This is a genomic window from Gloeobacter violaceus PCC 7421, from assembly GCF_000011385.1.
In the GTDB taxonomy this organism is placed as follows: domain Bacteria; phylum Cyanobacteriota; class Cyanobacteriia; order Gloeobacterales; family Gloeobacteraceae; genus Gloeobacter; species Gloeobacter violaceus.
Genome location: NC_005125.1, coordinates 1,333,134 through 1,354,395, shown reverse-complemented (window position 1 = coordinate 1,354,395; position 21,262 = coordinate 1,333,134). Strand labels below are relative to the sequence as shown.

At 63.6% G+C, this 21,262-nt stretch carries 21 protein-coding genes; 5 read left to right on the top strand and 16 right to left on the bottom strand.

The window, feature by feature from the left end; genetic code table 11:
* The first annotated feature begins 54 nt into the window (after positions 1 to 54).
* The 3 genes from GLL_RS06620 to GLL_RS22825 are packed head-to-tail and all read left to right on the top strand — an operon-like array spanning position 55 to position 4,230.
* The gene (locus GLL_RS06620) at positions 55 to 2,853 is read left to right on the top strand and encodes a TonB-dependent receptor (RefSeq protein ID WP_011141276.1); all 2,799 of its coding nucleotides are present in this window, start codon (positions 55 to 57) and stop codon (positions 2,851 to 2,853) included.
* A gap of 58 nt (positions 2,854 to 2,911) precedes the next feature.
* Positions 2,912 to 3,835: a histone deacetylase family protein gene (locus GLL_RS06615; protein ID WP_011141275.1), complete on the top strand. Its 924-nt coding sequence runs from the start codon at positions 2,912 to 2,914 to the stop codon at positions 3,833 to 3,835.
* A gap of 53 nt (positions 3,836 to 3,888) precedes the next feature.
* On the top strand, positions 3,889 to 4,230 hold the full coding sequence (locus GLL_RS22825; protein WP_011141274.1) for a hypothetical protein: 342 nt from the start codon (positions 3,889 to 3,891) through the stop codon (positions 4,228 to 4,230).
* 1 nt (position 4,231) lies between these two features.
* On the opposite strand, the gene GLL_RS06605 is transcribed toward GLL_RS22825, so the two are convergent.
* The 15 genes from GLL_RS06605 to GLL_RS06535 all read right to left on the bottom strand — a co-directional run bounded on the left by GLL_RS06605 (position 4,232) and on the right by GLL_RS06535 (position 19,275).
* Complete coding sequence (locus GLL_RS06605; protein ID WP_011141273.1) at positions 4,232 to 4,957, bottom strand: ABC transporter ATP-binding protein; 726 nt, start codon at positions 4,955 to 4,957, stop codon at positions 4,232 to 4,234.
* Between the two features lie 19 nt (positions 4,958 to 4,976).
* Positions 4,977 to 6,233 (bottom strand): HlyD family secretion protein, encoded by a 1,257-nt coding sequence (locus GLL_RS06600; protein WP_164928727.1) that lies wholly within the window; start codon positions 6,231 to 6,233, stop codon positions 4,977 to 4,979.
* 130 nt (positions 6,234 to 6,363) lie between these two features.
* The gene (locus GLL_RS06595) at positions 6,364 to 9,057 is read right to left on the bottom strand and encodes an ABC transporter permease (protein WP_011141271.1); all 2,694 of its coding nucleotides are present in this window, start codon (positions 9,055 to 9,057) and stop codon (positions 6,364 to 6,366) included.
* Positions 9,058 to 9,129: 72 nt separating this feature from the next.
* Positions 9,130 to 9,654, bottom strand: coding sequence for a cytochrome b (locus GLL_RS06590; protein WP_164928726.1), 525 nt, complete (start codon positions 9,652 to 9,654; stop codon positions 9,130 to 9,132).
* Positions 9,655 to 9,757: 103 nt separating this feature from the next.
* Positions 9,758 to 10,339, bottom strand: a complete 582-nt coding sequence (locus tag GLL_RS06585) for a HEAT repeat domain-containing protein (RefSeq protein ID WP_011141269.1) — start codon at positions 10,337 to 10,339, stop codon at positions 9,758 to 9,760.
* A 6-nt stretch (positions 10,340 to 10,345) separates the two neighbouring features.
* Positions 10,346 to 11,089, bottom strand: coding sequence for a HEAT repeat domain-containing protein (locus GLL_RS06580; RefSeq protein ID WP_011141268.1), 744 nt, complete (start codon positions 11,087 to 11,089; stop codon positions 10,346 to 10,348).
* A gap of 6 nt (positions 11,090 to 11,095) precedes the next feature.
* On the bottom strand, positions 11,096 to 11,308 hold the full coding sequence (locus tag GLL_RS06575; protein ID WP_011141267.1) for a phycobilisome linker polypeptide: 213 nt from the start codon (positions 11,306 to 11,308) through the stop codon (positions 11,096 to 11,098).
* A 96-nt stretch (positions 11,309 to 11,404) separates the two neighbouring features.
* Complete coding sequence (locus tag GLL_RS06570) at positions 11,405 to 11,635, bottom strand: phycobilisome linker polypeptide (RefSeq protein ID WP_011141266.1); 231 nt, start codon at positions 11,633 to 11,635, stop codon at positions 11,405 to 11,407.
* A 38-nt stretch (positions 11,636 to 11,673) separates the two neighbouring features.
* The gene (locus tag GLL_RS06565) at positions 11,674 to 12,438 is read right to left on the bottom strand and encodes a phycobilisome rod-core linker polypeptide (RefSeq protein ID WP_011141265.1); all 765 of its coding nucleotides are present in this window, start codon (positions 12,436 to 12,438) and stop codon (positions 11,674 to 11,676) included.
* 96 nt (positions 12,439 to 12,534) lie between these two features.
* Positions 12,535 to 13,302 carry a phycobilisome rod-core linker polypeptide gene (locus GLL_RS06560; protein ID WP_011141264.1) on the bottom strand — a complete coding sequence of 256 codons (768 nt, stop codon included), beginning with the start codon at positions 13,300 to 13,302 and terminating at the stop codon, positions 12,535 to 12,537.
* A 103-nt stretch (positions 13,303 to 13,405) separates the two neighbouring features.
* Positions 13,406 to 14,263: a phycobilisome linker polypeptide gene (locus GLL_RS06555; RefSeq protein WP_011141263.1), complete on the bottom strand. Its 858-nt coding sequence runs from the start codon at positions 14,261 to 14,263 to the stop codon at positions 13,406 to 13,408.
* A 182-nt stretch (positions 14,264 to 14,445) separates the two neighbouring features.
* On the bottom strand, positions 14,446 to 16,920 hold the full coding sequence (locus tag GLL_RS06550) for a phycobilisome rod-core linker polypeptide (RefSeq protein WP_011141262.1): 2,475 nt from the start codon (positions 16,918 to 16,920) through the stop codon (positions 14,446 to 14,448).
* A 100-nt stretch (positions 16,921 to 17,020) separates the two neighbouring features.
* Positions 17,021 to 17,758, bottom strand: coding sequence for a phycoerythrobilin:ferredoxin oxidoreductase (locus tag GLL_RS06545; protein WP_011141261.1), 738 nt, complete (start codon positions 17,756 to 17,758; stop codon positions 17,021 to 17,023).
* On the bottom strand, positions 17,755 to 18,489 hold the full coding sequence (locus GLL_RS06540; RefSeq protein WP_011141260.1) for a 15,16-dihydrobiliverdin:ferredoxin oxidoreductase: 735 nt from the start codon (positions 18,487 to 18,489) through the stop codon (positions 17,755 to 17,757). Before GLL_RS06540 ends, GLL_RS06545 begins: the two co-directional genes overlap by 4 nt.
* 192 nt (positions 18,490 to 18,681) lie before the next feature.
* Complete coding sequence (locus GLL_RS06535; RefSeq protein WP_011141259.1) at positions 18,682 to 19,275, bottom strand: phycobiliprotein lyase; 594 nt, start codon at positions 19,273 to 19,275, stop codon at positions 18,682 to 18,684.
* A 128-nt stretch (positions 19,276 to 19,403) separates the two neighbouring features.
* Here GLL_RS06535 and GLL_RS06530 point away from each other — a divergent pair, with 128 nt between their 5' ends.
* The gene (locus tag GLL_RS06530; protein ID WP_011141258.1) at positions 19,404 to 20,258 is read left to right on the top strand and encodes a pentapeptide repeat-containing protein; all 855 of its coding nucleotides are present in this window, start codon (positions 19,404 to 19,406) and stop codon (positions 20,256 to 20,258) included.
* Positions 20,259 to 20,262: 4 nt separating this feature from the next.
* Here the strand turns inward: GLL_RS06530 and GLL_RS06525 are convergent, their stop codons facing one another.
* On the bottom strand, positions 20,263 to 20,916 hold the full coding sequence (locus GLL_RS06525) for a HEAT repeat domain-containing protein (RefSeq protein ID WP_011141257.1): 654 nt from the start codon (positions 20,914 to 20,916) through the stop codon (positions 20,263 to 20,265).
* A gap of 103 nt (positions 20,917 to 21,019) precedes the next feature.
* Between GLL_RS06525 and GLL_RS06520 the strand changes: the two genes are divergently transcribed.
* Positions 21,020 to 21,262: a hypothetical protein gene (locus tag GLL_RS06520; protein WP_164928725.1), complete on the top strand. Its 243-nt coding sequence runs from the start codon at positions 21,020 to 21,022 to the stop codon at positions 21,260 to 21,262.

Sequence of the window (21,262 nt, the reverse complement as noted above, 5' to 3'; positions counted from 1 at the left end):
GCGGATCTGTGCCGATGCGCGAAAGTATCGGCCACGGTTCGTGAGGAGCTTGGCATGCATAAACACGAGCAACAATGGACGCCATTGTTGTTGAAAACTGGACGACAAATTTGCCTTGGGACGTTACTCATCGCCGCGGCTGGGGTTCCGGTACAGGCGGTTCCGGCTGGGCAAGTTGCTGGTCTGCCCCCCCAGACGGTGGCGCGCTCGGCCCCGCCGATGACGGTGCAATCGGCCCGGGAACTGTTGGAGGGCACCGGCGGGGCGGCGGATCTCAAGACCCAGCCGCCCCTCTGGAACTGGACGCAACCGGTCGTGAGTCAAGCCGCCCCGACCCCTGCCGCCCCGGCGGCTGGGGAGCCCGCCACCGCCCAGGGTGAAACACCCGCGGACGATGAGAACTTTCTCGACGAAGTCTCGGTGACGGCCACCCGGCGGGCCGTGCGCCAGCGCGATGTCACCGCCACCGTCTACAGCGTCAAAAAAGAAGATTTTAAAGCGGTCGGCTCCACGACGGTCACCGACAGCCTGGTGCTGGTGCCGGGTTTTCAGGCGGCACCGTCGCTCGGCGGCGTGCGCGGCATCGGCGAGACCTACCTGCGCGGCTTCAACGACCAGCGCTTTCAGGCTTTGCGCGACGGTCTGTCGCTGACGCGCTCCTCCAACGGCCGCAGCGACATCTTCGGCTATCAGGGCGAAGATCTGGAGCGCATCGAGGTGCTCACCGGCGGGGCGACCTTGCGCTACGGTTCCGGTTCGGTAGGCGGTGTCATCAACCTGATCACCGAGACTCCCAAAGGACCGCCCAAATTGACGCTGCAATACGAGACCGGCAGCTACGGCTTCAACCGCTACGTGGCCAAGTACGGCGGCGGCGACGACGTATTTAGCTTCAATCTCACCTACGCCGGGGTCACTTCTCAGAACGACTACCCGTTTCGCTACACCGTCCCCAACACCGCCCAGTTCTACGGGACCACCAACAACCCCAACGCGGCTTTGCCGACCACCTCGATTCCGGCCGATCCGTCCATTGGGCGACCGGAACCGATCGACTTCAATCTCTTCTCAGCCAACAGCTATCCCAATGCCGGCGCCAACGGCCCCAACTCCTTCAACCTCAATGGTGCGGGCACCAACGACCCGGCCAACAGCGGCCCTATCGACCTGTACGGGTTTCTCAAGCCCGAGGTCGGGCCGCCCGTCCAGATTAGCGGCCGTCTGACCGCCAACGAAGCCGGGGCCGCGAGCGACTCCTACTCGGCCAAACTGGTCTTCAAACCGGATCCGGTCAATCGGATCACCGCCCGCCTCAACCAGCAAAACCGCAAATATATCTCCTCGGGGCCGGGACTGTTTTCCGATGCGGTCTGCGCGGGCAACGCCAGCGCCGCCCTCAACCCGGTCTTCGCCGGGCAACGCATCCAGCCGCTCGACAGCCAGGGCAACCCGCTTCCTTGCGATCCCCAGCGCTACATCATCCTTACCCCCAGCAGCTGGATCGCCTCCGGTCAGCGCGTTTTTCCCTACAGCAGCAGCTTGAGCGGCATCCCCTTCACCCCGGGCAACGCCTACGGCATCGAGCGGGCCGCCTCGGTATCGGCGGGCGGCCTCACCCAGACCAACACCGCCCAGACCGAAGTGGCGGTGCTCTGGGATCACGAGGTGAACCCCACGACTTCGATCAACAGCTACGCCTACTACTACCGGCTGACGGGCAATTCCTGGGTACCCCGGCCCTACTACTACGACAGCAATCTGCAAATCGCCCTCGGACCGCGCCGCATCCCCGGCGCACCGGGGGCCTTCACGGCCGGTGCCACCAGCCAGCCGTATTTCCAGTCCGATAAAATCGAGGTACAGACCTCCCTCAACACCAAGCTCTCGCCGGGGCAGGATCTATCCTTCGGTCTGAACTTCACCGAGGACCGCAGCTACCAGCAGCAGGTGGGGGTGATCCCCTTTTTCGATCAGGCCATCGCCCGCTACTCGGCCTTTCTCATCGACGACATCAGCTTCAGCGACCAGCTCAAAGTGAACGCCGGCTTGCGCTACACGAGCAATTCGGCCTTCGGTGAACTGCTCACCCCGGCCGCGGGGGTGCGCTTCACCCCCGACCGCACGATTTCACTGCGGGCCAACTGGTCCTACGTCTTCAACGCCCCGAACCTGAGCGCCATCAACGTCGCGGGCGCGGGCAGCATCGGCAATCCCAATTTGAGACCGGAGACGGGCGTCACTTACGACGTCGGCCTCGACTTCACCCCGGCCAACAACCTGGGGGTGCGCTTCACCTACTTCAGCACCTACCTCGATGGTGTCTTCGGCACGCTGCAGGTGCTCAACGACGGCTCCTTCGGCCAAGATCCGCAGCGCTTTCCGATTCTCAGTCAGACAGTCAACCTGGACGGTCAACTCGCGACCGGCATCGAGATGACCGGCGACTGGGGGCTCTCGGACCAGGTGCGCCTGCGGGTGAGTTGGACGAACACCGACGCCCGCCCCTTCGGCTCGGTGGACAGCATCAATTCCACCCAATTTCCGTACTTCTACCAGTACCAGGTGCCGGATATCCCGTTCAACAACGTCATCTTCAACCTGCTCTACCGCAACCAGGGCATGCTCGCGAGCCTGGTGGGCCGCTACGACGGCGGCAAGCGGCGCATCAACTCCCTCGATTTCGTCCCAGCCTGGTTCACCCTCGATCTCAATACCGAGTTTCCGATCACTCCGCAAATTATCCTGACCGGCAGCGTCTTCAACATCTTCGATACCCAGTACGAGTACCAAGACGGCGCACCCGCGCCGGGGACGACCTTTCGGGTGGGGGCGCGCTTTGAGATTGGCGGCTGAGGCGGCGAGCCGACCGTTATAATACCGTCCTGGCCTGTTCGTTCCAGGTAAGGACACTGTGCTGCCGGTCATCTACACCGATCGTTTCCTCGAACATCGCACCGGGGCTATGCACCCCGAGCGGCCCCAGCGGCTTGCGGCAATTGTCGAGCGCCTGCGCCGCTCGCCGCTCGCTCCGTCCCTTGCCTGGCAGGAACCGCGCCAGGCCACCCGCGAGCAATTGCTCTGGGTCCACAGCGCCGAACTGGTCGAGACGGTCGAACAGGTCTGCAGGGCCGGCGGCGGTTCGCTCGATCCTGACACGACGGTGAGTGCCGAGAGCTTCGAGGTGGCTTCGCTCGCGGCGGGCGGTTGGCTGGACGGTGTCGATGCGGTGATCCGCACGGGCGAACCCGCCTGGGTGCTCGCCCGCCCCCCCGGCCACCACGCCGAGCGCGGGCAGGCGATGGGATTTTGCGTGTTTGCCAACGCCGCCCTGGCTGCCCATTACGCGTTGCGCGTGCACGGCCGGACGCGCGTCGCGGTGCTCGACTGGGACGTGCACCACGGCAACGGCACCCAGCAACTGCTTTGGGAAGAATCGCGCCTGGCGTATATCTCGCTGCACCAGTCACCCCACTACCCGGGCACCGGCCACAGCCACGAACGCGGCGCGGCGGATAACGTTCTCAACGTGCCGCTACCGGCCGGGTGTGCCCGCAAAGAGTACCAGCAGGCGCTCGACACGCTGGTCTGGCCGTTTATCGAACGCTTCGATCCGGAGTTATTGATCGTCAGCGCCGGTTTTGACGGCCACATCGACGATCCGCTCGCCGAGATGGCTTTGCGGGCCTCGGACTACGGCGATTTTGCCCGCCAGGCCCTGGCGCGCACTCGCCGGGTGCTCTTCGGCCTCGAAGGCGGCTACGACCTGGACGGCCTGGCCGAATCGGTTTTCGCGGTCACCGAAGCCTGTCTGTCGGTGCGAACCCGTCAGGTATAGGGCATTCAGCCGACCCGGCGCCCGGTCACTCAACAGCAGAAGGATCTACCTCCGTGAAGCTCGTCAAAGATCAACTGGTCTGCCTGCGTCTCGACGACGCTGAGCAACTGCTCTTGGCGGAAGTCAAAGACATTGTCGTCAACGCCCGGGGCGAACTCACCTGCTGGGCGAGGCCATTGGCGCTGCGCAGCGGCGGAGGCCGGATCCAGGATGTGCGCCAGGCGCCGGATCTGCTCTGGCCCGCGACCGAATTCGAGGCGGCCCTCGACGCCGAAGTCACCTCGATGCTCGCTGTACTCGCCACCGAAGCGCTCTTTCCCGATCCGGTGCGCACGGCCTCGCTGCTGCAGTTCGTGCGCGGCTGCACGGCGAGCCGCCCGCGACGGGCCGGGTGATCTAGCCGCCCATCGCCCGCGATCTGGCCATCGACGCTTCGTCGGCCTGCACGATCTGGCCGTCGAGCAGGTGGATGGTGCGCTCGGCATAACCGGCGAAACGCGGATCGTGGGTAACCATGCAGATGGTGGCCCCGCCCCGGTGCAACTCGCCCAGCAAATCCATCACCGCCTGGCCGTTGGCCGAATCGAGGTTGCCGGTGGGCTCGTCCGCCAGCAGAATGCCCGGCGAACCGGCCAGGGCGCGGGCCACGGCGACGCGCTGCTGCTGGCCGCCCGACAGTTGGGCCGGATAGTGCCCCAGACGGTGGGACATCTCGACGCGGTCGAGCGCCTGGGTAACCCGCTTTTTGCGCTCCGGCTCACTCAGCCCCCGGTAGGTGAGCGGCAGTTCGACATTCTCGGCGACGGTCAGATCGCCAATCAAGTTGAAGCTCTGAAAAATAAATCCGATTTCGCGGTTGCGGATGCGCGAGCGTTCGACCAGGTCCAGACTCTGCACCGTCTGGCCGCGCAACAGATAGGTGCCCTGGCTGGGCGAATCGAGCAGGCCCAAAATCGCCAGAAGCGTCGATTTGCCGCAGCCGGAAGGGCCGGCGATGGCGACGTATTCGCCTGTACGGATTTCGAGATCGACCTGTGAGAGGGCACGGGTCTCGACCTCGTCGGTCATAAACACTTTGCTCACGCCGTCGAGGCGAATAAGGGACTGTGGGGATGCGTTCATGGCGATGCCTCCTGAAGGCTTATTGCAGGCGGATGCGATCGAAGCGGTCCTGGGCGGACAGGTCGGAGAGGATGGCCCGCTCCCCAACCGTCAGACCGGAGAGCACCTCGATGGTGCTCACCGAGCCGCGGCCGAGGCGCACCGGCACCCGCACCGCCTCCGTGCCGTCCGCTGTGAGCTTGAAGAGGCTCACGGCGGAGGCTTCGCCCCCAAAGGCGGGTCGGCCGATATAGAGCACGTCGGCCGCGCGCTCCAGCTCGATGGTGCCGTCCACGCTCAGATCCGGCCTGGCTCCCTTGGGAAGCGTCCCCACCAGACCCACCTCCACCGTCACCGTGCCGTTTTGCACCGCCGGGTCGATGCGCCGCACCCGGCCCGCCGCCGTGCCGTTGTGGGTGTCGATGAGGGCGGGTTGGCCGAGCAGAATGTCCTTCGCCTGGGTCTCGGCGATCTTCACCTCCGCCTTGAGGGTCTTCGGATCGGCCACCCTGGCCAGGTTGGTGCCCGGTGCCACCCGCTGGCCCACTTCCAGGGGCAACTGCTGGAGCACCCCGCTCATGCCGGCGCGCACCTTGAGGGCCGCCACCTGACTCTCGCGCAAGCGCGTGAGCGTGCGCAACTGCTCGACTTTGGTGCTCTGCACCGAGAGCTGGGCACGCCTGGCTTCGAGGGCGATCTCAGAGCGCTGTTTTTCGAGGTCCGAACGGGTGGCCAACTCTTCGGCTTTGACCGTCGAGAGCTTCGCCTGCAGACTGCCGATGAGCCCCTGGCGGGCCAGATCGTCGTTGACCTGCCGCTGCAGTTCGGCCTGGCGAAAATCCGACTGCACCGCGGCGAGGGCCGCACGCTGGGTGAGCAATTGACTGGTAGTCTGCACCCGCAAGTTGGCCAGTTCCGCCTCGGCGGCCTTCAGCTGCAACCGCGCATCGAGAGCGCTCTGCTCCAGTTCGGGATTGGCCAGTTCCACCAGCACCGTCCGCGGGTTCACCACCGCCCCCGGACGCACGGCAATCCGCTCGACCCGCCCCTCGCTGAGAGCCGGGATCCAGCGGATCTGCTCGGGAACCAGGGTGCCGAGGCCCCGCACCTGGCGAATCAACGCCCCGCGCCGGACGGTGTCGATCCAGACGGTGGAGCGCTCCACTGTCGGGGCGGCGGGCTTCAGGTTCGCCACTACCCACGTGGCGAGCACCACGGCACTCGATGCGGCCAGGGTGAGCAGGGCGGCCCGCCACCGGCGGCTTGCCGGGCTCGGTTTGTCGCGTGGAATATCCATTGACACTCGCGGGATTGAAAACAGGGGTCAATCGCGGCAACCCAGCCCCATCAAGCATCCAGGCTGGATATATCCGTTGTGGATAATTTAGCGATTTCGGCGGCGGCCGTCAATCCCTTTCGGGTATCTGCTATTCGTGGCGCAGCGCCACCATCGGATCGACGCGGGTAGCGCGGTGGGCGGGCAGGTAGCAGGCCAACAGCGCCACCGATCCCAACAGTAGGGCGATAGCGCCCAGGGTGGGCAGGTCGGTGGCGCTCAGGCCGAAGACGAGGCTGCCCAGCAGGCCGCCCAGGGCAACAGAAGCGGCAAGACCTACCGCCAGGCCAATGGCCACCAGGGTACCGCCCTGCCGCAAGATCATCCGGGTGATGTCCCCGGCGGTGGCTCCCAGGGCCATGCGCACGCCGATTTCGCCGGTGCGCTCGGTGACCGCCTGGCTGAGCACCCCGTAGATGCCGACGGCAGCATTGACCAGGGCAATCACGGCGAATACCGCAAACAGGCTGGCAGTCAGCAGAGGACGGCGCACGGCGTCGTCAACGGCTGCAGAAAGCGGGCGCACGCTGGTCACCGGCTGGTCCGGGTCGATGGCCTGGATCGTGCGCCGCAACTCGCCTGCCAGGCCCTGCGGATCGCGATCGCTTTTGAGGAGGACCGAGAGGTAAGGCCACGGATCCTGGGCGTAGGGGCGGTAGATCTGGGGGTGGGGCTGCTCGCGCAGATCGTTCTGGCGGATGGAGCCCACCACCCCCACGATTGTGAGCCAGCCGTCGTAGCCCTCAATAGATAGCTTCTGCCCGAGGGGCGAGCGGCCTGCAAAGTAGCGCTCAGCCATCACGTCGTTGATGATGATCACCTGGGAAGATGCCGGCTTATCCAGCTCGTTGAAGTAGCGCCCGGCCACCAGCGGAATAGCGAGAGCCCGAAACAGATCCGGGCTGCCCCCCAGATAGTCGGCCATTGGCTCCTCGCGCAGCGGGCGGCCGAAAATTTTGAATTTTGTTTGACTCTGGAATCTGGATAAAGGCGCGACCACGGTGACGGCGGCCGTGCGCACCCCAGGTAAAGCGCGCACCCCTTCGATGAGATCGCGCACGAAGCGGCGCTGGGCGTCGCCGTTCGGGTAATGCCGCTCGGGCAGCACGAAGCTACCTGTGAGCACCCCGTCGGTCTCAAAACCAAGAGGGACGCCGCGCAGGTTGAAAAAACTCTGCACCATCAAGCCCGCCCCACTGAGCAGCACCAGCGCCAGACCGACTTCAGCGACAATCAGCGCCCCGCGCAACCGGCGGCGGCCAAGCCCGGCGGTCGCGCGGCCGCTCTCTTTGAGCACCTCCGCCAGCCGGGAGCGCGAGGCGGTCCAGGCGGGAACCAGCCCGAAGAGGACTCCGGATCCCAGGGCAATGGCGAAGGTAAACAGCAGCACCATCGGATCGATCGAGACGCGGTCTGCCCGAAACATCGTCCCCGACAGCAGGTTGGTCATCCAGGGCAGCGCCGCCCAGGCAAGCAGCAATCCCGCAAGCCCACCGGCTGTGGCAAGCACCAGATTCTCGGTGAGCAACTGCCGCACAATCCGCCCCCGACCGGCTCCCAAAGCGAGGCGAATGGCGATTTCGCGGCGGCGGGCGGCGGCGCGGGCGATCTGCAAATTGGCGACATTCGCCACGGCAATCAGCAGCACGAAGACGACCGCCCCCATCAATATCCGCAACGTCGGCCTCGCCTCGCCCTGGTAGAACTCCTCCAGCGCAGTGATATAGGCGCTCACGCCGCGGTTGCTGTCGGGGTACTGACGCTCCAGCTGGGCGGCGCGGGCGGCCAGTTCGGCCTCGACCTGCAGCGGGGCGACCCCCGGCGCGAGGCGGGCCACCATCACCAGCCCGAGGTGATTGTTGCGATCCCACGGATCCGACAATCCCAACCTGGGATCGCGGCCCGGCGTGATCCACGAACCCAGGGAGGTGTAGAGCTTTTCGCCACGGGAAAAAGTAAACTCCTCGGACATTACCCCGACCACGGTGTGGGGCCGACCATCCAGGATGAGGCTTTTGCCGACGATGGCCAGATCGCCCCCGAAGCGCTTCTGCCACAGTGCGTGGCCCAAAATGATGCTGCGGTTGCCGGCGATGTCCTCCTCGGGCAGAAAATTGCGGCCCAGGGCCGGTTTGACCCCCAGCACGTCCAGAAACGAGGCGCTGCTCACCAGGGCCGACAGCTGCTCCGGCGCTTTGCCGGGCTCGGTGAGCGTCTGGCCGATCCGCACGTAAAGAGCGCTGGCGGCGAGGCCGCGGCTGCCCGCGCGGTAGTCGAGGTAGTCCGGATAGCTCACCGTGTACCCCTCCTGACCATCCAGCTTCGAATCGATCATCACCAGCCGCTCCGGCTGATCAAAGGGAAAAGGTCGCAGCAAGATGGCGTGCACGACGCTGAAGACCGCCGTGTTGGCCCCGATTCCCAACGCCAAAGTGACAATTGCCGCCAACGTCAGGCCGGGGCTGCGGCGCATCATCTGCCACGCGTAGCGCACGTCCTGCCGCAGCACGCTCGATTGCTCGGCTAGGGCGGCCCAAATTCCATCCATCATCATCTCCAACGACAACCTTACAGCCCCCGGCATCCCCCGCTCGCGGTACTCCGAGTGCAGGCTGTCAAGGAACATCTGCACCTGCGCCTCCCCATACTCCCGGCGAAACTCCGCCGGATACAGCACCAGCAGCAGCCGGTACAGGTGCTGCAAGGCCCGCGCCGCAAGCGGTTCAAGTTGGATTTCCTCCGAACCTTTGTGCGGCGAACGGGTCGAACGCGAAGGGCGAACCATCCAATCCGGATATATCTTTTGCAGATGACTTATCTACTGCTGCCGCACACGTCAATACCTGAATCCAAAGTTTCAGGCGTCTGCACTACTGCGTTGCCCAAAACGCTTCCAGACCCCCGCCAGATGTCTGCGCTGTGCGATCAGATGCACGGCCACAAAGCTTGCAAAGACGTAGGCCAGCCACCCGTGCGCCTCCCCGGCCGCATCCGCCAGGGCCTTATTCTCACCAAACAGCGTCGGCATCGGGATACCGAACATCGCCACCTCCCGGCCGGCGGTGTTCGAGTAGAAATAGCCGCTCAAAGGCACCACCACCATGAACGTGTACAAAGCGGTGTGCAGGGCCACCACCGGCAGCCAGTTCTTGGACCGGGCCGGACCCAGGGTGCGGATCATCACCAGGATGCGAGCAGTCAGCAAAAACAAGATGAGCACGCCCATCGATTTGTGAAAAGCGTAGAAAGAAGGCCGGTAAGCCACTTCCCGAGGCAGTTCCGTCATGATCATCCCGCTTGCAAACAAAATCACAAATGAGATGGCCATCACCCAGTGCACTACCCAGAGCCAGTTGCGCGCCGCTCTTTTGGTCGCCGCCATAAAAACACCCCATAGACGCACGTTTAGCACCCACCATTCGGTGGGAATAGCTCAATCTTATGTCGAAATATAAAGCGAACAAACCGCTACGGCAGGCGCCACCTCAGCTTCCGGCACTCACCTGGGCGAAGATCTGGGCGAGCTTCAAACGCACCACCCGCTCCGGGTCGGTTGCCAGTGCTTCCAGGGCGGCATGGGTGAACGGGGTGAGCCCCCGCTCGAAGAGCATCTGGATGGCGTAGTAGCGCACTACCCAGACTTTGTCTTCGAGGGCTTTCAGGAGCAGCGGCTCGGTGTCGGGGAAACGGGCAAGACCCTTCACGCAGATGCAGCGCACGCCGGGGATGATGTCGGCCCCCAGCCAGTACTCATAAGCCGGCCGGGCGCGCGGATCGCCAATTGCCACCAGGGCGCGCAATGCCCGGTAGCGCGCCCCGTAATCCATGCCGTCCAGGCTGGCCAGCAGCGGCTCCACAGCCGGTTCGCCGATGGCCGTCAGCCCGTCGATGGCGAGGTCGTGGAAGGCAGCGTCGTTGAACGTCAACGCCCGGATCAGGGGCTCGGTGCCGCGCGGATCGCCCGCGGCGGCGATCGTGCGCACGATGGCGAGCAATTCGGCCGGGGCGCCCGCGCGGGCAAATTCGACAAGGGCGCGTTCGACGGCCGTGTCCTCGGTGGTGCTCATCGCAGATTACAGAATCGAATCGATAAAGGGCAGGACGTCAGCAGCCGCTGCGTCGGTGGTCTGCACGTCCGCCAGTTGCTTGAGGGCGAGCAGCTTCAACGTCGCCGTCACATCGGCGTGCACAATCTTGACGGCGGCGGGCAGATAACCGGTGTCGGCCAGATCAAACAGGGCTGCCCGGCGGATGTGCGAATCGGCGCTTGCCAGTCCCCCGAGCAGAATGTCAATCAGCGCCACTTCCCCGGTCAGTTGAAACAACGAACGGGCGGCGGCGTAGCGTATGCGCTCGGAGCGCTCCTGCAAAAAAGGCTGGATGAGCGGCACCGCCCGGTGGACGCGCAGATCCCCGAGCGCTTCGATGATCGCTTCGTAGGGCTGAGAACCCCCCTGGCCGAGCAACGCCACCAGCGGCTCCACCGCCAGCGCGTCCCCGATGCGCGCCAGAGACCAGGCGGCGGCTTCGCGCACGTAGTAATCCTCGCACCCAAGTATCTCGACCAGGCTTGGCACCGCCCGCGCCTCGCCGATGCGGCCCAGCGATTCTGCCGCCTTGCGTCTAAGCGGATAGCCGCCCATTTCTGTGCGGTCCGATTCGTCGGCGAGGGCGGCGACGAGCGCCTCCACCGCGCGCGGGTCCTCGAGATAGCCCAGGTACCAGGCCGCGTAGTAGCGCTGGCTGAGATCCTCTCCACGCAACTGCTCGACGGCCTCCTCGACCGTCAGACTGGTGTCCGGTGTGATGAGGGTCATGAATGCTTAGGAGACCACCGGTTCGACCGAGAGCACCTTGCCGCCTTTGTTTTTAATCAGCTGCATCTCGGGCAGCAACCGGGCGAGGGGCACGGTCACAAAGTAATTGCTCTGGCTGAGGTTGTCGGTGTCGAGCCCGTCGGCGTCGGGGAACTGGGCGACGGTGATCTTGAAGACCTTGCGTCCCCACTCGGTGTTGGCTGTGACGTTGTTGTACATCGGGGCGGTTCTCCCTGGTGCGTGGTCTGTCTATCAAGATACCCGACAGCCGCGCGCGGCGAACCGGCGCGGCGTCGGGCTATGGCACTTTGCTTTCTAGGGGGTCTCAGCCTCGCCGCCGTTGCCGCCCGGCAAGGTGACCCCCACGACTTTGCCGCCCATGCGGTTGATGAGCTGCATCGTCTGGGACATGCGCGCGTGGGGGACCTTAAAAGTCGTGTTGCTGCGGCGCATGCGGTCCTGGCGCATCCCGGTCACCTCGATGACCACGGTGCGGTTGTCGTAGTCGCTCAATGCGGCGACACCGGTGGTAACCATGCCTGACATGGAAAGGACTCCTTGAATGCAAGAACAGTTGGACGGAATCAGGCAACTTCGCTGATGGCGACGATCCGGCCGCCGGCCTTGTGAATATTCTGCACCTGCTGGGTCATCTTGTCGTAGCTGACCACGTACTCGATGTTGCTGTAGCGCACGCGCGGGCCGACGTTCGACTTGGCCACGGTGATGCGGAAGCGCTTGGCGGTGTTGCTGTAGGAACCGGCCCCACTGCGGGCGGGCGCTTTGATGGGCGGGGACATGTTGGCCGCAAGCGAAGTAATCAGCCGTGCGCGGTTGTCGCCGTCGCTGCTCGCGGCACCGCGCATCAGGGCGAACATGCGGTTGAAGCCGACGTTCTTGAGACCCACCTGGGTACGCACCGCCCGCGGATAGGGCACGACGCTGTCGCCAAAATTTTCGATGTATTCGTCGCTGTCGATGTAGCTGTCGATCTCCGCTTCGTAGCCGTCCTGGTTGTAAATTTGCACATGGGCGGAAATCTCGGTTTGATCGACCGGGGCGCGGCCCAGGAGGTGTTTGAAGTTCAGTTCGATAAAGCGGTACTGGGAAGTGGTTTCAAAAAACAGCGATTGGTAGAGGTCGGATTTGGCGACCAGGCTCACAAACTGGCGCACCGTGATGTCGCCGTTGCGCAGCAGCGATTCGGCCGTGGTGAGCCGCTCGCTTTCCATCAGGTGTTCGTTGCCCAGCACTTGTTTGTAAACCGCACGCACGACGGTCTGCAGGTCGTCTTCGGTGGCGTTCGGCAGTAGTTCGATGGTGGCTTGTTCGGTGGCCCAAAGGGACATGGCGGTTCTCCTATATCCAAAGTTGACGTCTTCAAAAGGGGGCGCGAAAGACGCGCCCGCCGCAATCGCACCCAAAAGCGAGACAGGTATTAGATGCTAGACAACTTCGGTGATGCTGACGATGGTGCCGCTCGTCCGGTTGATCCGCTGGATCTGGGCTGTCATGTGGTTGGCGGGGACCAGATATTCGACGGTGCTTCTGCGCAGGCGACCGGTGTATTTGGCGCCCGAGACGACGATGCGGAACGATTTGGCTGTGTTGCCGGGGCGCAAAGGCGGCTGCACGCGGGTCGAGCTGTTGGTGGCGACCGAGTAGAGCAATTGCGCCTCTTTGACGCCCTTGTCGGCTTCGGCCGGGCCGCGCAGCAGGAAGGACATGCGGTTGAAGCCCACTTGCTTCTGGCCTACCTGGCTGAGCGATCCGCGCGGGAACGGCACGGTATCCTCGCCAAAAGCGTCCTGGTACTCGTCAGAATCGAGGTACGAATCAATTTCCGCGTCGTAGCCCTGCTCGACGCACAGGCGCACGTGCACCGAGATCTCGGTTTGATCGAGCGGGGCGCGGCCCAACAGGTGTTTGAAGTTCAGTTCGATAAATCGGTAGGGGCCGCAGGTCTCAAAGAAGCGTGAGCGGTACAGCTCGGATTTGGCCACCGTGCGCACGAATTCGCGCACCGAGATTTCGCTGTTTTTGAGCTTCGATTCGTCGCGTACCAGCCGTTCGCTCTCCATCAGGTGCGGGTTGCCGAGCACCTGCTTGTAAACTGCCCGGATGACGATCTCCACTTCGTCGGGGGCGCTGTTCGAAGAAAGGTACAGGCCCAGATCGCCCGCACCCACTGCCCCGGTCATCACTGTACTCATGGTCGGTTCTCCTTTTGGGACGCTCGACGGACAGGACGGCTGCGCTGTTGGACTCCGGTCGGTAAATCACAGCCGTCGCAGTGCGCTCTCCTGCTATCGGCCCTTAGGCGACGATGGAGGTGATATTCAAAATGCGCCCGCCCTTGCGCTTGATGTTCTGCATCTCGGTGAGCATGCGGTTGAGCGGTACGACGACCGAGTAGCTGCTGTCGCTCGGATCGTAGGTGTCGAGGCCGTCGGTGGGGACGGGGGCCTGGCCCACCGTGATGCGCAGGACCTTGCTCGCCCACTCCGAGTTGCCGGTCAGCACGTTGTACTGGGTCTTCTCGGAGGTGGGCAGCGTGTTGATGGTGAGCACCGGCACCGCCGTTCCCTGGATGATCAGGCGATTGAGCCGCGGAGTGGCCAGATCCGGCAGGCTCGCTTTATCGCTGGTGGCAGCGCCGCGCAGCAACTTGAACATGTGGGTGAATTCGACCATCGTCTGGCCCGGCTGGCTGCGGTAGCCCCGATAAAAAGGCACCGTCAATTCGCCGTAGGCGTCCTGGTATTCGTCGCAATCAAGATACGAATCGATCTCGGCGTCGTGGCCACCGGCATCGAGGATCTTGCTGTGCTCGGCCATCTCGGCATAACTGTTGGGAGCGCGGCCCAACAGGTGCTTGAAGTTCAGCTCGATGGCGCGGTAGCGAGGAACAGCGTCGAAGAAACGCTTGCGGTAAAATTCGGACTTGGCGACTTCGCGTACAAATTCGCGCACGCTAATCTCCCCGAGCTTCAGCTGCGACTCGGGAACGACCAGCCGCTCACTCTCCATCACATACGCGTTGCCCAAAACCTGTCGATAAACCGCCCGAATCACCGTTTCCACTTCTTCAACGGAGCGCCCAGGTTTCAACTCAACTGGATCTGTGTCTTCAAACAGGCTGATACCGAGCTCTGATGCCGGACCGATGGCCATGCACTGCCTCCTCGCTAGACATTCGCCTACGTATTATTGTTCAAAGTTGCATCTTGAATCGTCAAGATTTGTGACATTTGTGACAGAACCGTGTTTACAGATTTGTTTACCATCAAAAATTCCCAGCGCTTGCTGCGCACCGATGAGCGATGCGCAGCAAGCGCTAGAGAATGAGGAATTGACTATACGATACCGCGACCTGAGCGCAGCAGTTCCTGGGGGTCTACCTGGCGCAGCTGGCCCTGCCGATTGCGATTGGTATCGCTGTCGGCATCGCCGCCGTAGAGCTTGAGGGTGCGCTCGAAGACCCCGGCGGCCTGACCGGTCTGGTACTTGAAGCCGCGGAAGTAGGGCACGGTATTTTCGCCAAACACCCGCCGGTACTCATCACTGTCGATGTAAGAATCGATCTCCGCGTCGTAGCCGGATTTCTGGTAGCGGTCGAGGTGCTCGACAAACTCCGACTGGTTGTAGGGGGCGCGGCCCAACAGGTGCTTGAAGGTGAGTTCGATGAAGCGGTTGTTGGAGGTGCAGTGGAAGAAGCGCTCCTTGTACAGTTCGGACTTGGCCAGTAACCGCACAAATTCGCGCACGTTGATCGAACCGTTGCGCAAGAGCGATTCTGCCTGCACCACCCGATCGGCTTCGAGGATGTAGGTGTTGCCGAACAGTTGCTTGTAGGTGGCGCGGATCACTGCCTGCAACTCGGTCTCGCCGAAATTGGGGCGCAACTCCACCGCCTGGGCGGGGGCCACCGCCGTGATGCCGAGCTTCGTCTGGGCGTCCCCGTCGGCGGTCGCCCGGGGGGCGGGACGGCTGTAGTAGCCCGCCAGCGGCATCGCCGGGGCGGTGGGGGCGGTGGGGGACGTCGTCCTGCGGGCAGAGACGGGGGTGACGGTCAACTCCCGGGCCATGCGGGTGAACATCTCCAATCCGTCGCTGGTGGCAGCCCCGCCCTGGGAGGACGGGAAGTAGGCCGAGGTCACCCCGAGCGGCCGCGAGAGGGGAAACGTGAGCTTGGCGGCAGGTTGGGCGCCGATACCCCGGTCGGTGTCGCTGCCGGCATCCCCGGCAAACAGCTGCTGCATCTGGTCGAAGCCCCGGGCGGCTTGGCCGACCTGGTACTTGAAGCCGCGGAAGTAAGGCACGGTATTTTCGCCAAACACCCGCCGGTACTCGTCGGAGTCGATGTAAGAATCGATCTCCGCGTCGTAACCCGACTTGTGATAGCGGTTGAAGTGTTCGCCGATTTCCGCCTGGCTGTAGGGAGCGCGGCCCAGGAAATGTTTGAAGTTCAGTTCGATGAAGCGGTTGTTGGAGGCGGTGCGGAAGAAACGGTCCCTGTACAGATCCGACTTGGCCAGCAATCGCACGAACTCACGGACACTAATCGAACCGTTGCGCAACAGCGATTCTGCAATCACCACCCGGTCCGCTTCGAGGATATAGGTGTTGCCGAAGATCTGCTTGTAGGCGGCGCGGATCACTGCCTGCACCTCGGCTTCGCCGAAGTTGGGGCGCAACTCGACCGCCTGGTCGGGAGCGACGGCGGTAATGCCGAGCTTCGTCTGGGCGGCGGCGTCAGGGGTGGCTTCGACGGCGGGGGTCAGATACTGCGCGTAGGGTGCCACCCGCTTCGGCTCGACTTCGATCGCCTTCTGGCTGTAGTCGTTCTGGGAAATCAGGTCGCGGGCGGCATCGAGCCAACTGCCCAGGCTCTCGTCGAGAGCAGCGAGCCTACCGGCCGCACCGTTACCCCCCGGAATATCGACGCGGGTGAGGGCGTAGTCCGTGCGCGCGCGCACGGGCTGAGCCGGATCGGCGAGCCCGGAGGTCAGTTCGGTGCGCTGGCCGTTCTGGTTGCGGTCGGTGTCGCTGCCGGCATCGCCGCTGTAGAGGGCGCGCATGCGCTCGAAGGCGGCGGCGGACTGACCGACCTGGTACTTGAAGCCGCGGAAGTAAGGCACGGTATTTTCGCCAAACACCCGCCGGTACTCGTCGGAGTCGATGTAAGAATCGATTTCTGCGTCATAGCCCGACTGGCAGTAGCGATCGAGGTGCTCGGCGATTTCGCCCTGGTTGTAGGGAGCGCGGCCCAACAGATGCTTGAGGTTCAGCTCGATGAAGCGGTTGTTTGACGTGCAGCGGAAGAAGCGCTCCTTGTACAGATCCGACTTGGCCAGGATCCGGATAAATTCGCGAACGCTAATCGAGCCGTTGCGCAACAGCGACTCTGCCTGGATGACCCGCTCGGACTCGAGAATGTAGGTATTGCCGAAAAGCTGTTTGTAGGCGGCGCGGATTACCGTTATCACATCGGCTTCGGTAAAATTCGGGCGCAACTCGACGCCTTGATCCGGGGCAATCGCGGTGATCCCCAATTTGGTCTGGGCGGCCCCGTCGGCGGTCGCCTGATCGGCGGGGCGCACAAACGCACTGTAGTCGATAGCGCGCGTCTGGCTCAGCCGGTCCATGTAACCGCGGCCGAAGATATCGCGCACCATCGAAAGCCACAGTTCGTCGGGCTCCTCGCGATCCTCCGGCACCCCGGAGCGGATCATCCGCGACATGCGCACGAAGGGTTCCAGCCCGGCGGTCGGTCCGTTCGCGGAACCGGGGGCGTAGGCCTTGGATTGGTCATCAAGGACAGTTGACATGGCGCGTTCTCCCTACTCTCTCGATTGACAGACAAGATTTGTGAGCCGCTGACTCGCCGTCAATGATAGCAGCGCTTTAAAAGCCAAAACAGTCCCAACCCTAACGGTGGACAGCCTCCCGGCGGCGTTCGAGATCGAACAAAAAACCGTGGATATATTCCTCGGTCCACTCCGGTCCGTAAAAGCGCCGAAACATCCCCCGCGCCGGATCTTTTTCGGCCCGGTAGTGCAAATAGCGTAGCTGGGCCCGCTCGACGGCCGCGAGCCCCTCGGGGTGCGTCACAGGTTCGGCGCGCTCGACAAAGTCCAGATAAGCGTTCAGATAATCGACGAAGGCCGCGAACACGCGCGTCTCGACGGTGCCGGTCTCCTTTGGGCGCGTCCACAAAAAGGCGGGCGAGAAAAACGGCCGCGCCTCCTCCGGAAAGTCACCGCCCCACTCGAGGTGGGCGCGGTGCGCTTCGAACAGGGGCACAATCGGCTCGGTGTACTTTGCCTGGTAGGCCGGGTCGTCGCGAAACAAGGGTTGCATGTCGAGGGCAATCAGATGCCCTCCCGGCAGGGTCACCAGATCCGCCCCAAAGAAGGGCAAATCATACTCCAGCCGGGGGGAGATGACAAAGTTGAGCACCTGCAGCGCACCACCGCCCTGGACGTGGGCGGCGCGAATCTGCCGGAGCTTGGGCGATTGCCAGGCGGTGCTCGTGGTCACGACCGCCTCGCCGCGCACGAGCGCCTCCTTGCGCTCGAAACCCACCGGAATCGGATAGGGCGCCAGTTCCAGCCGCCGGGTGAGCACTTGCTGGGCGCGCTCAAGAAACGGTTCGTACAGGGTCATCGCCCGGGCTGGCCCACCGCCAGCGGCACCGCATCTTCGAACAAAAATTCGTACAAGAACCGCTCGGCCCACTCGTGGCCAAAATAGCTGCTGAACAGTCCCGAGGCGGGGTCGCGATCGGCGCTGTACTGGTCGTAGTCTTTTTGGGCCTTGACGATCCGCCGGATATCCTGCGCATCGCCCAAAGGTGCCGCCGAAGCCAATAGTTGCCAATAAAGATCCAAGTAGTCGCAGTAGGCGGTAAACACGCGGCCCGCCACCGTTTCAGCGTCGGTGCGCGCGAAGAGCAGGTACTTAGAGAAGTACTGATTGGCGTCGTAGAACTTCATCTCGACATCCTGGGCCACATCGCCGTAGCGCTCCCGCAGGATCCGCATCGGCTCGATATAGCGCGCCAGGTACGCCTTGTCGCGAAACAGCGGCTGAAAGTCGAGCACGATCAGATTTTTCTTCTTGCCGAACGCGAGCAAATCGATGCCCAGAAGGGGCAGGTCGTAGCGGTGGGCTGGGTAGATAACGCTGTTAAATACCTGGGCGTGCTCGCCCCCGTCGATGTAGGTGTAGCGAATCTTGCGCAGCTCGGAGCAGGTGTAGCACCAGCTGCGGATCGTCGTCGACTCGCGGCCGCGCTCGCTGATTCGATAGTCTAGTCCCGCCGGAATCGTCAGGGATTGCAAATCGAAACTCGACTGCAATTTCTGTTGCAAATGCTCAAGAAACGGCCTATACATATTTTGCCAACTGCGCCCCAAGCTTTCTCTACCAGAGCATAAAATGCGCCCCCGGGCGCGGCAGCCCATTGCGAAAGAAAGCAACAATACGTAATACGCTACCGGAGGAGCGCCGGAGGTGGCTTAGCCCATACAATCGGGCAGATTTGCCGGGCTCAGCACCCGCTCAATGCAAAATAAATCGATACTAATCTATCTGGGGGCGGCCACCCCGGCAGCGTGGCGGCTGCGCAGCGCTTCGAGGCTGTCCGGCAGGACGCAGCGGCGTTCGGAACAATAGGTCATCAGGTTGACACCGCCCATCAGGCGCACGGTGCTCACCCGGATCCGAAAGTGATCGCTGATGAACCAGCAGCGCTCCTGGCCCTGGTTGTTGACGTACTCGGTGTCGATGGTGAGCACACCGTCGGGCGCAAAGGCGTAGCGGCTCGCGACCGGAATGTTTTCGACATAGCCCTGGTTGCGCAGCAATCGACCGCTGCGGCGGCTTGCGTCGGTGGGTAAATCCACCAGGACGGCGGCGCGGTTCGGGCCGGGATCGTCGGTCTCCAGGTTGTCCTGCCAGGTGAAGGCCGCCCCGCCAAGCGCCCGGGCCGGGTCGATGCGCTGGGCTTCGCACACCTGCAGAACGAGCGGGTTGTCCGCTTCGAGCACCCGCACGATCAAATTCGACTCGCCCGATTCGTCGGCGACGGCGTCGAAGTGGTGCACGGTCCGCTGCGTAAACCAGGTTCCTTCGCTTTTGCGAAAGAAATCCATCATCGTCATCGGTGGAGAAAATCGCATTGCACTGGCAAAAAAAGCGGTTCTCGGGCGCCTGGGCAGCCCGGTCGCCATGGTAGCGGACCCGCCCGCGGGTGTCCACCGACGGCGCCAGGCTACGATGACTCCGATGGGTTTTTCTGCACCGCACCATGGCCGAATCCTCCTCGCTTCCCCCTGCTCAACCGGCATTGCCGGACCGTGAGGCTGTCCAAGCCCGGATTGCCGCGGGTGGCGCTCTGCGCGGGGCCGATCTGCAAAATCTGGATTTGAGCGGGCTGGACGGCCAGCGGGTGGACTTTGCCGGGGCGGATCTGCGCGGAGCCAACCTGGACGGTGCTGTGCTCATCGGTGCCGATTTGAGCGGCGCCCAGATGCAGGGCGCCCGGCTTGCGGGTGCCGACCTGCGCGGAGCGGACCTCTCCCACGCCGATCTGTCGGGGACCACTCTGGAGCGCAGTTGCCTCAACCGGGCGGATTTGCGCGCAGCGGACCTGGTCGGTGCCCGCCTGGAGGGCGCCCAGTTGCAGGCCGCCTGGTACGACGGTGCCACGCGCTGGCCGGAGGAGTTTGTCTACCGCACCTCGGGGGCGGTCGGGCCGCGCGCCAACCTGAGCGGAGCGTATCTCAACACCGCCAACTTGCGCGGGGCGGATCTCGAAGGCGCGAATCTGCGCGGCGCGTACCTCAGCGGCGCGGATCTGAGCGGCGCCAGGTTGCAAGGCGCCATCCTCAGCGGTTCGAATCTGCAAAAAGCCTTTTTGACCGGCGCGGATCTGCGCGAGGCGCGCCTCAACGGCGCCGAATTGCAGATGGCGGACTTGCGTGCCGCCGATCTGCGCGGTACCGAACTCAACGACATCCCGAGCATTGCCGGGGCGGATTTCAGTCGCTCCATCGGTCTGAGCGACGCGGCCAAAGCCCGCCTCACTTCCCGCCCGGCCCGCGAACTGGACACCTGGAACCCGTTTACGCGCACCACGACGCGCGCCAGCCTCGAAAGCTGAGCCTCTACTGCGAACCCGCCGCTGTGGCAACGCGCCGGTCCTCGTCGCGCGCCAAGTAGGCAAGTGCCGCCTTCGCCCTCGGGTCGTCCGCGTGGGGTTGCAGGGCGCGGGCGACACGGTAGCGCGTGCGCCACTCCTGGTCTCCCACCTTGGGTAGCAGCAGCGCCAGCGCCTCGGCGCGCTTTTCGGTACGCCCGAGCGCCCCCAATCCGTCGATTCCCGCTTCAACCACAGTCAGGTCGGCGTCTTCGAGGGCGAGGACGCAGATTTGGTAAAGCGCTTCGGTGTGGGGCGATTCAATCAGCGCCGCCAGGATGCTGCGGCGCACCAGCCATTGATCGTCGAAGCGAAACGCTTCCAGCAGATGGAGCAGGGCGCTCTCGCCGTACATCGACAGCGAATTGGCCGCCTCGGCGCGCACGTTATAGTCCCCGTCGCCTTTGAGCAATTCCAGCAGCGCTGCAAAGGACTCCTCGGTGCGGTGCCGCCCGAGTCCCATCGCCACAAACGAGCGCACCATAAATTCGGGGTCGCGCCGCTTGGCGAGCAACAGCGGCACCGCCGTCTCGGGGTCGCTGTTGCGCAACTGGGTCAATCCCCGCAGGCGGTCCTGCGGGTTGTCGCTTGCAAGAGCTTCGCGGACCGCGTCGATGTCCATGGGTATATCCGGTAGCAGTTTTTACCATTTTTAACAATGATTTGCTTCCCGGTACAGATAGGTGCGGGCGCTACTATGGCTGGTGACGACGCAAGGAGCAAGCATGTCTGACCCACCGGCCGCCCCCGCCTCCGAGCAAGAGATTGAAGCGGTGATCGCCGAACTGGAACAGTATCGCCGGCGGATCATCGACGACGCGCTGCACATCGCCAAGCTGGCCAAGGTGCCAAAACAGGTGACGATGGGCCATCTGGAGAAGCATCCCGAGATTCACCGCATCGATGCGATGCTCACAGCGCTGCGTGCCGGCGAACCGTTCGCGCTGCCCGCCTCCACGGCGGAGTAG

Bases quoted from the DNA above. Each gene is read 5' to 3' on its own strand.
- GLL_RS06575 (WP_011141267.1), bottom strand. From the start codon at position 11,308: ATGTACAACAACGTCACAGCCAACACCGAGTGGGGACGCAAGGTCTTC.
- GLL_RS06605 (WP_011141273.1), bottom strand. From the start codon at position 4,957: ATGAACGCATCCCCACAGTCCCTTATTCGCCTCGACGGCGTGAGCAAA.
- GLL_RS06535 (WP_011141259.1), bottom strand. From the start codon at position 19,275: ATGCGATTTTCTCCACCGATGACGATGATGGATTTCTTTCGCAAAAGC.
- GLL_RS06530 (WP_011141258.1), top strand. From the start codon at position 19,404: ATGGCCGAATCCTCCTCGCTTCCCCCTGCTCAACCGGCATTGCCGGAC.
- GLL_RS06520 (WP_164928725.1), top strand. From the start codon at position 21,020: ATGTCTGACCCACCGGCCGCCCCCGCCTCCGAGCAAGAGATTGAAGCG.
- GLL_RS06600 (WP_164928727.1), bottom strand. From the start codon at position 6,233: ATGGATATTCCACGCGACAAACCGAGCCCGGCAAGCCGCCGGTGGCGG.
- GLL_RS06540 (WP_011141260.1), bottom strand. From the start codon at position 18,489: ATGTATAGGCCGTTTCTTGAGCATTTGCAACAGAAATTGCAGTCGAGT.
- GLL_RS06545 (WP_011141261.1), bottom strand. From the start codon at position 17,758: ATGACCCTGTACGAACCGTTTCTTGAGCGCGCCCAGCAAGTGCTCACC.
- GLL_RS06555 (WP_011141263.1), bottom strand. From the start codon at position 14,263: ATGGCCATCGGTCCGGCATCAGAGCTCGGTATCAGCCTGTTTGAAGAC.
- GLL_RS06560 (WP_011141264.1), bottom strand. From the start codon at position 13,302: ATGAGTACAGTGATGACCGGGGCAGTGGGTGCGGGCGATCTGGGCCTG.
- GLL_RS06525 (WP_011141257.1), bottom strand. From the start codon at position 20,916: ATGGACATCGACGCGGTCCGCGAAGCTCTTGCAAGCGACAACCCGCAG.
- GLL_RS06595 (WP_011141271.1), bottom strand. From the start codon at position 9,057: ATGGTTCGCCCTTCGCGTTCGACCCGTTCGCCGCACAAAGGTTCGGAG.
- GLL_RS06570 (WP_011141266.1), bottom strand. From the start codon at position 11,635: ATGTCAGGCATGGTTACCACCGGTGTCGCCGCATTGAGCGACTACGAC.
- GLL_RS06565 (WP_011141265.1), bottom strand. From the start codon at position 12,438: ATGTCCCTTTGGGCCACCGAACAAGCCACCATCGAACTACTGCCGAAC.
- GLL_RS06585 (WP_011141269.1), bottom strand. From the start codon at position 10,339: ATGAGCACCACCGAGGACACGGCCGTCGAACGCGCCCTTGTCGAATTT.
- GLL_RS06590 (WP_164928726.1), bottom strand. From the start codon at position 9,654: ATGGCGGCGACCAAAAGAGCGGCGCGCAACTGGCTCTGGGTAGTGCAC.
- GLL_RS06620 (WP_011141276.1), top strand. From the start codon at position 55: ATGCATAAACACGAGCAACAATGGACGCCATTGTTGTTGAAAACTGGA.
- GLL_RS06580 (WP_011141268.1), bottom strand. From the start codon at position 11,089: ATGACCCTCATCACACCGGACACCAGTCTGACGGTCGAGGAGGCCGTC.
- GLL_RS06550 (WP_011141262.1), bottom strand. From the start codon at position 16,920: ATGTCAACTGTCCTTGATGACCAATCCAAGGCCTACGCCCCCGGTTCC.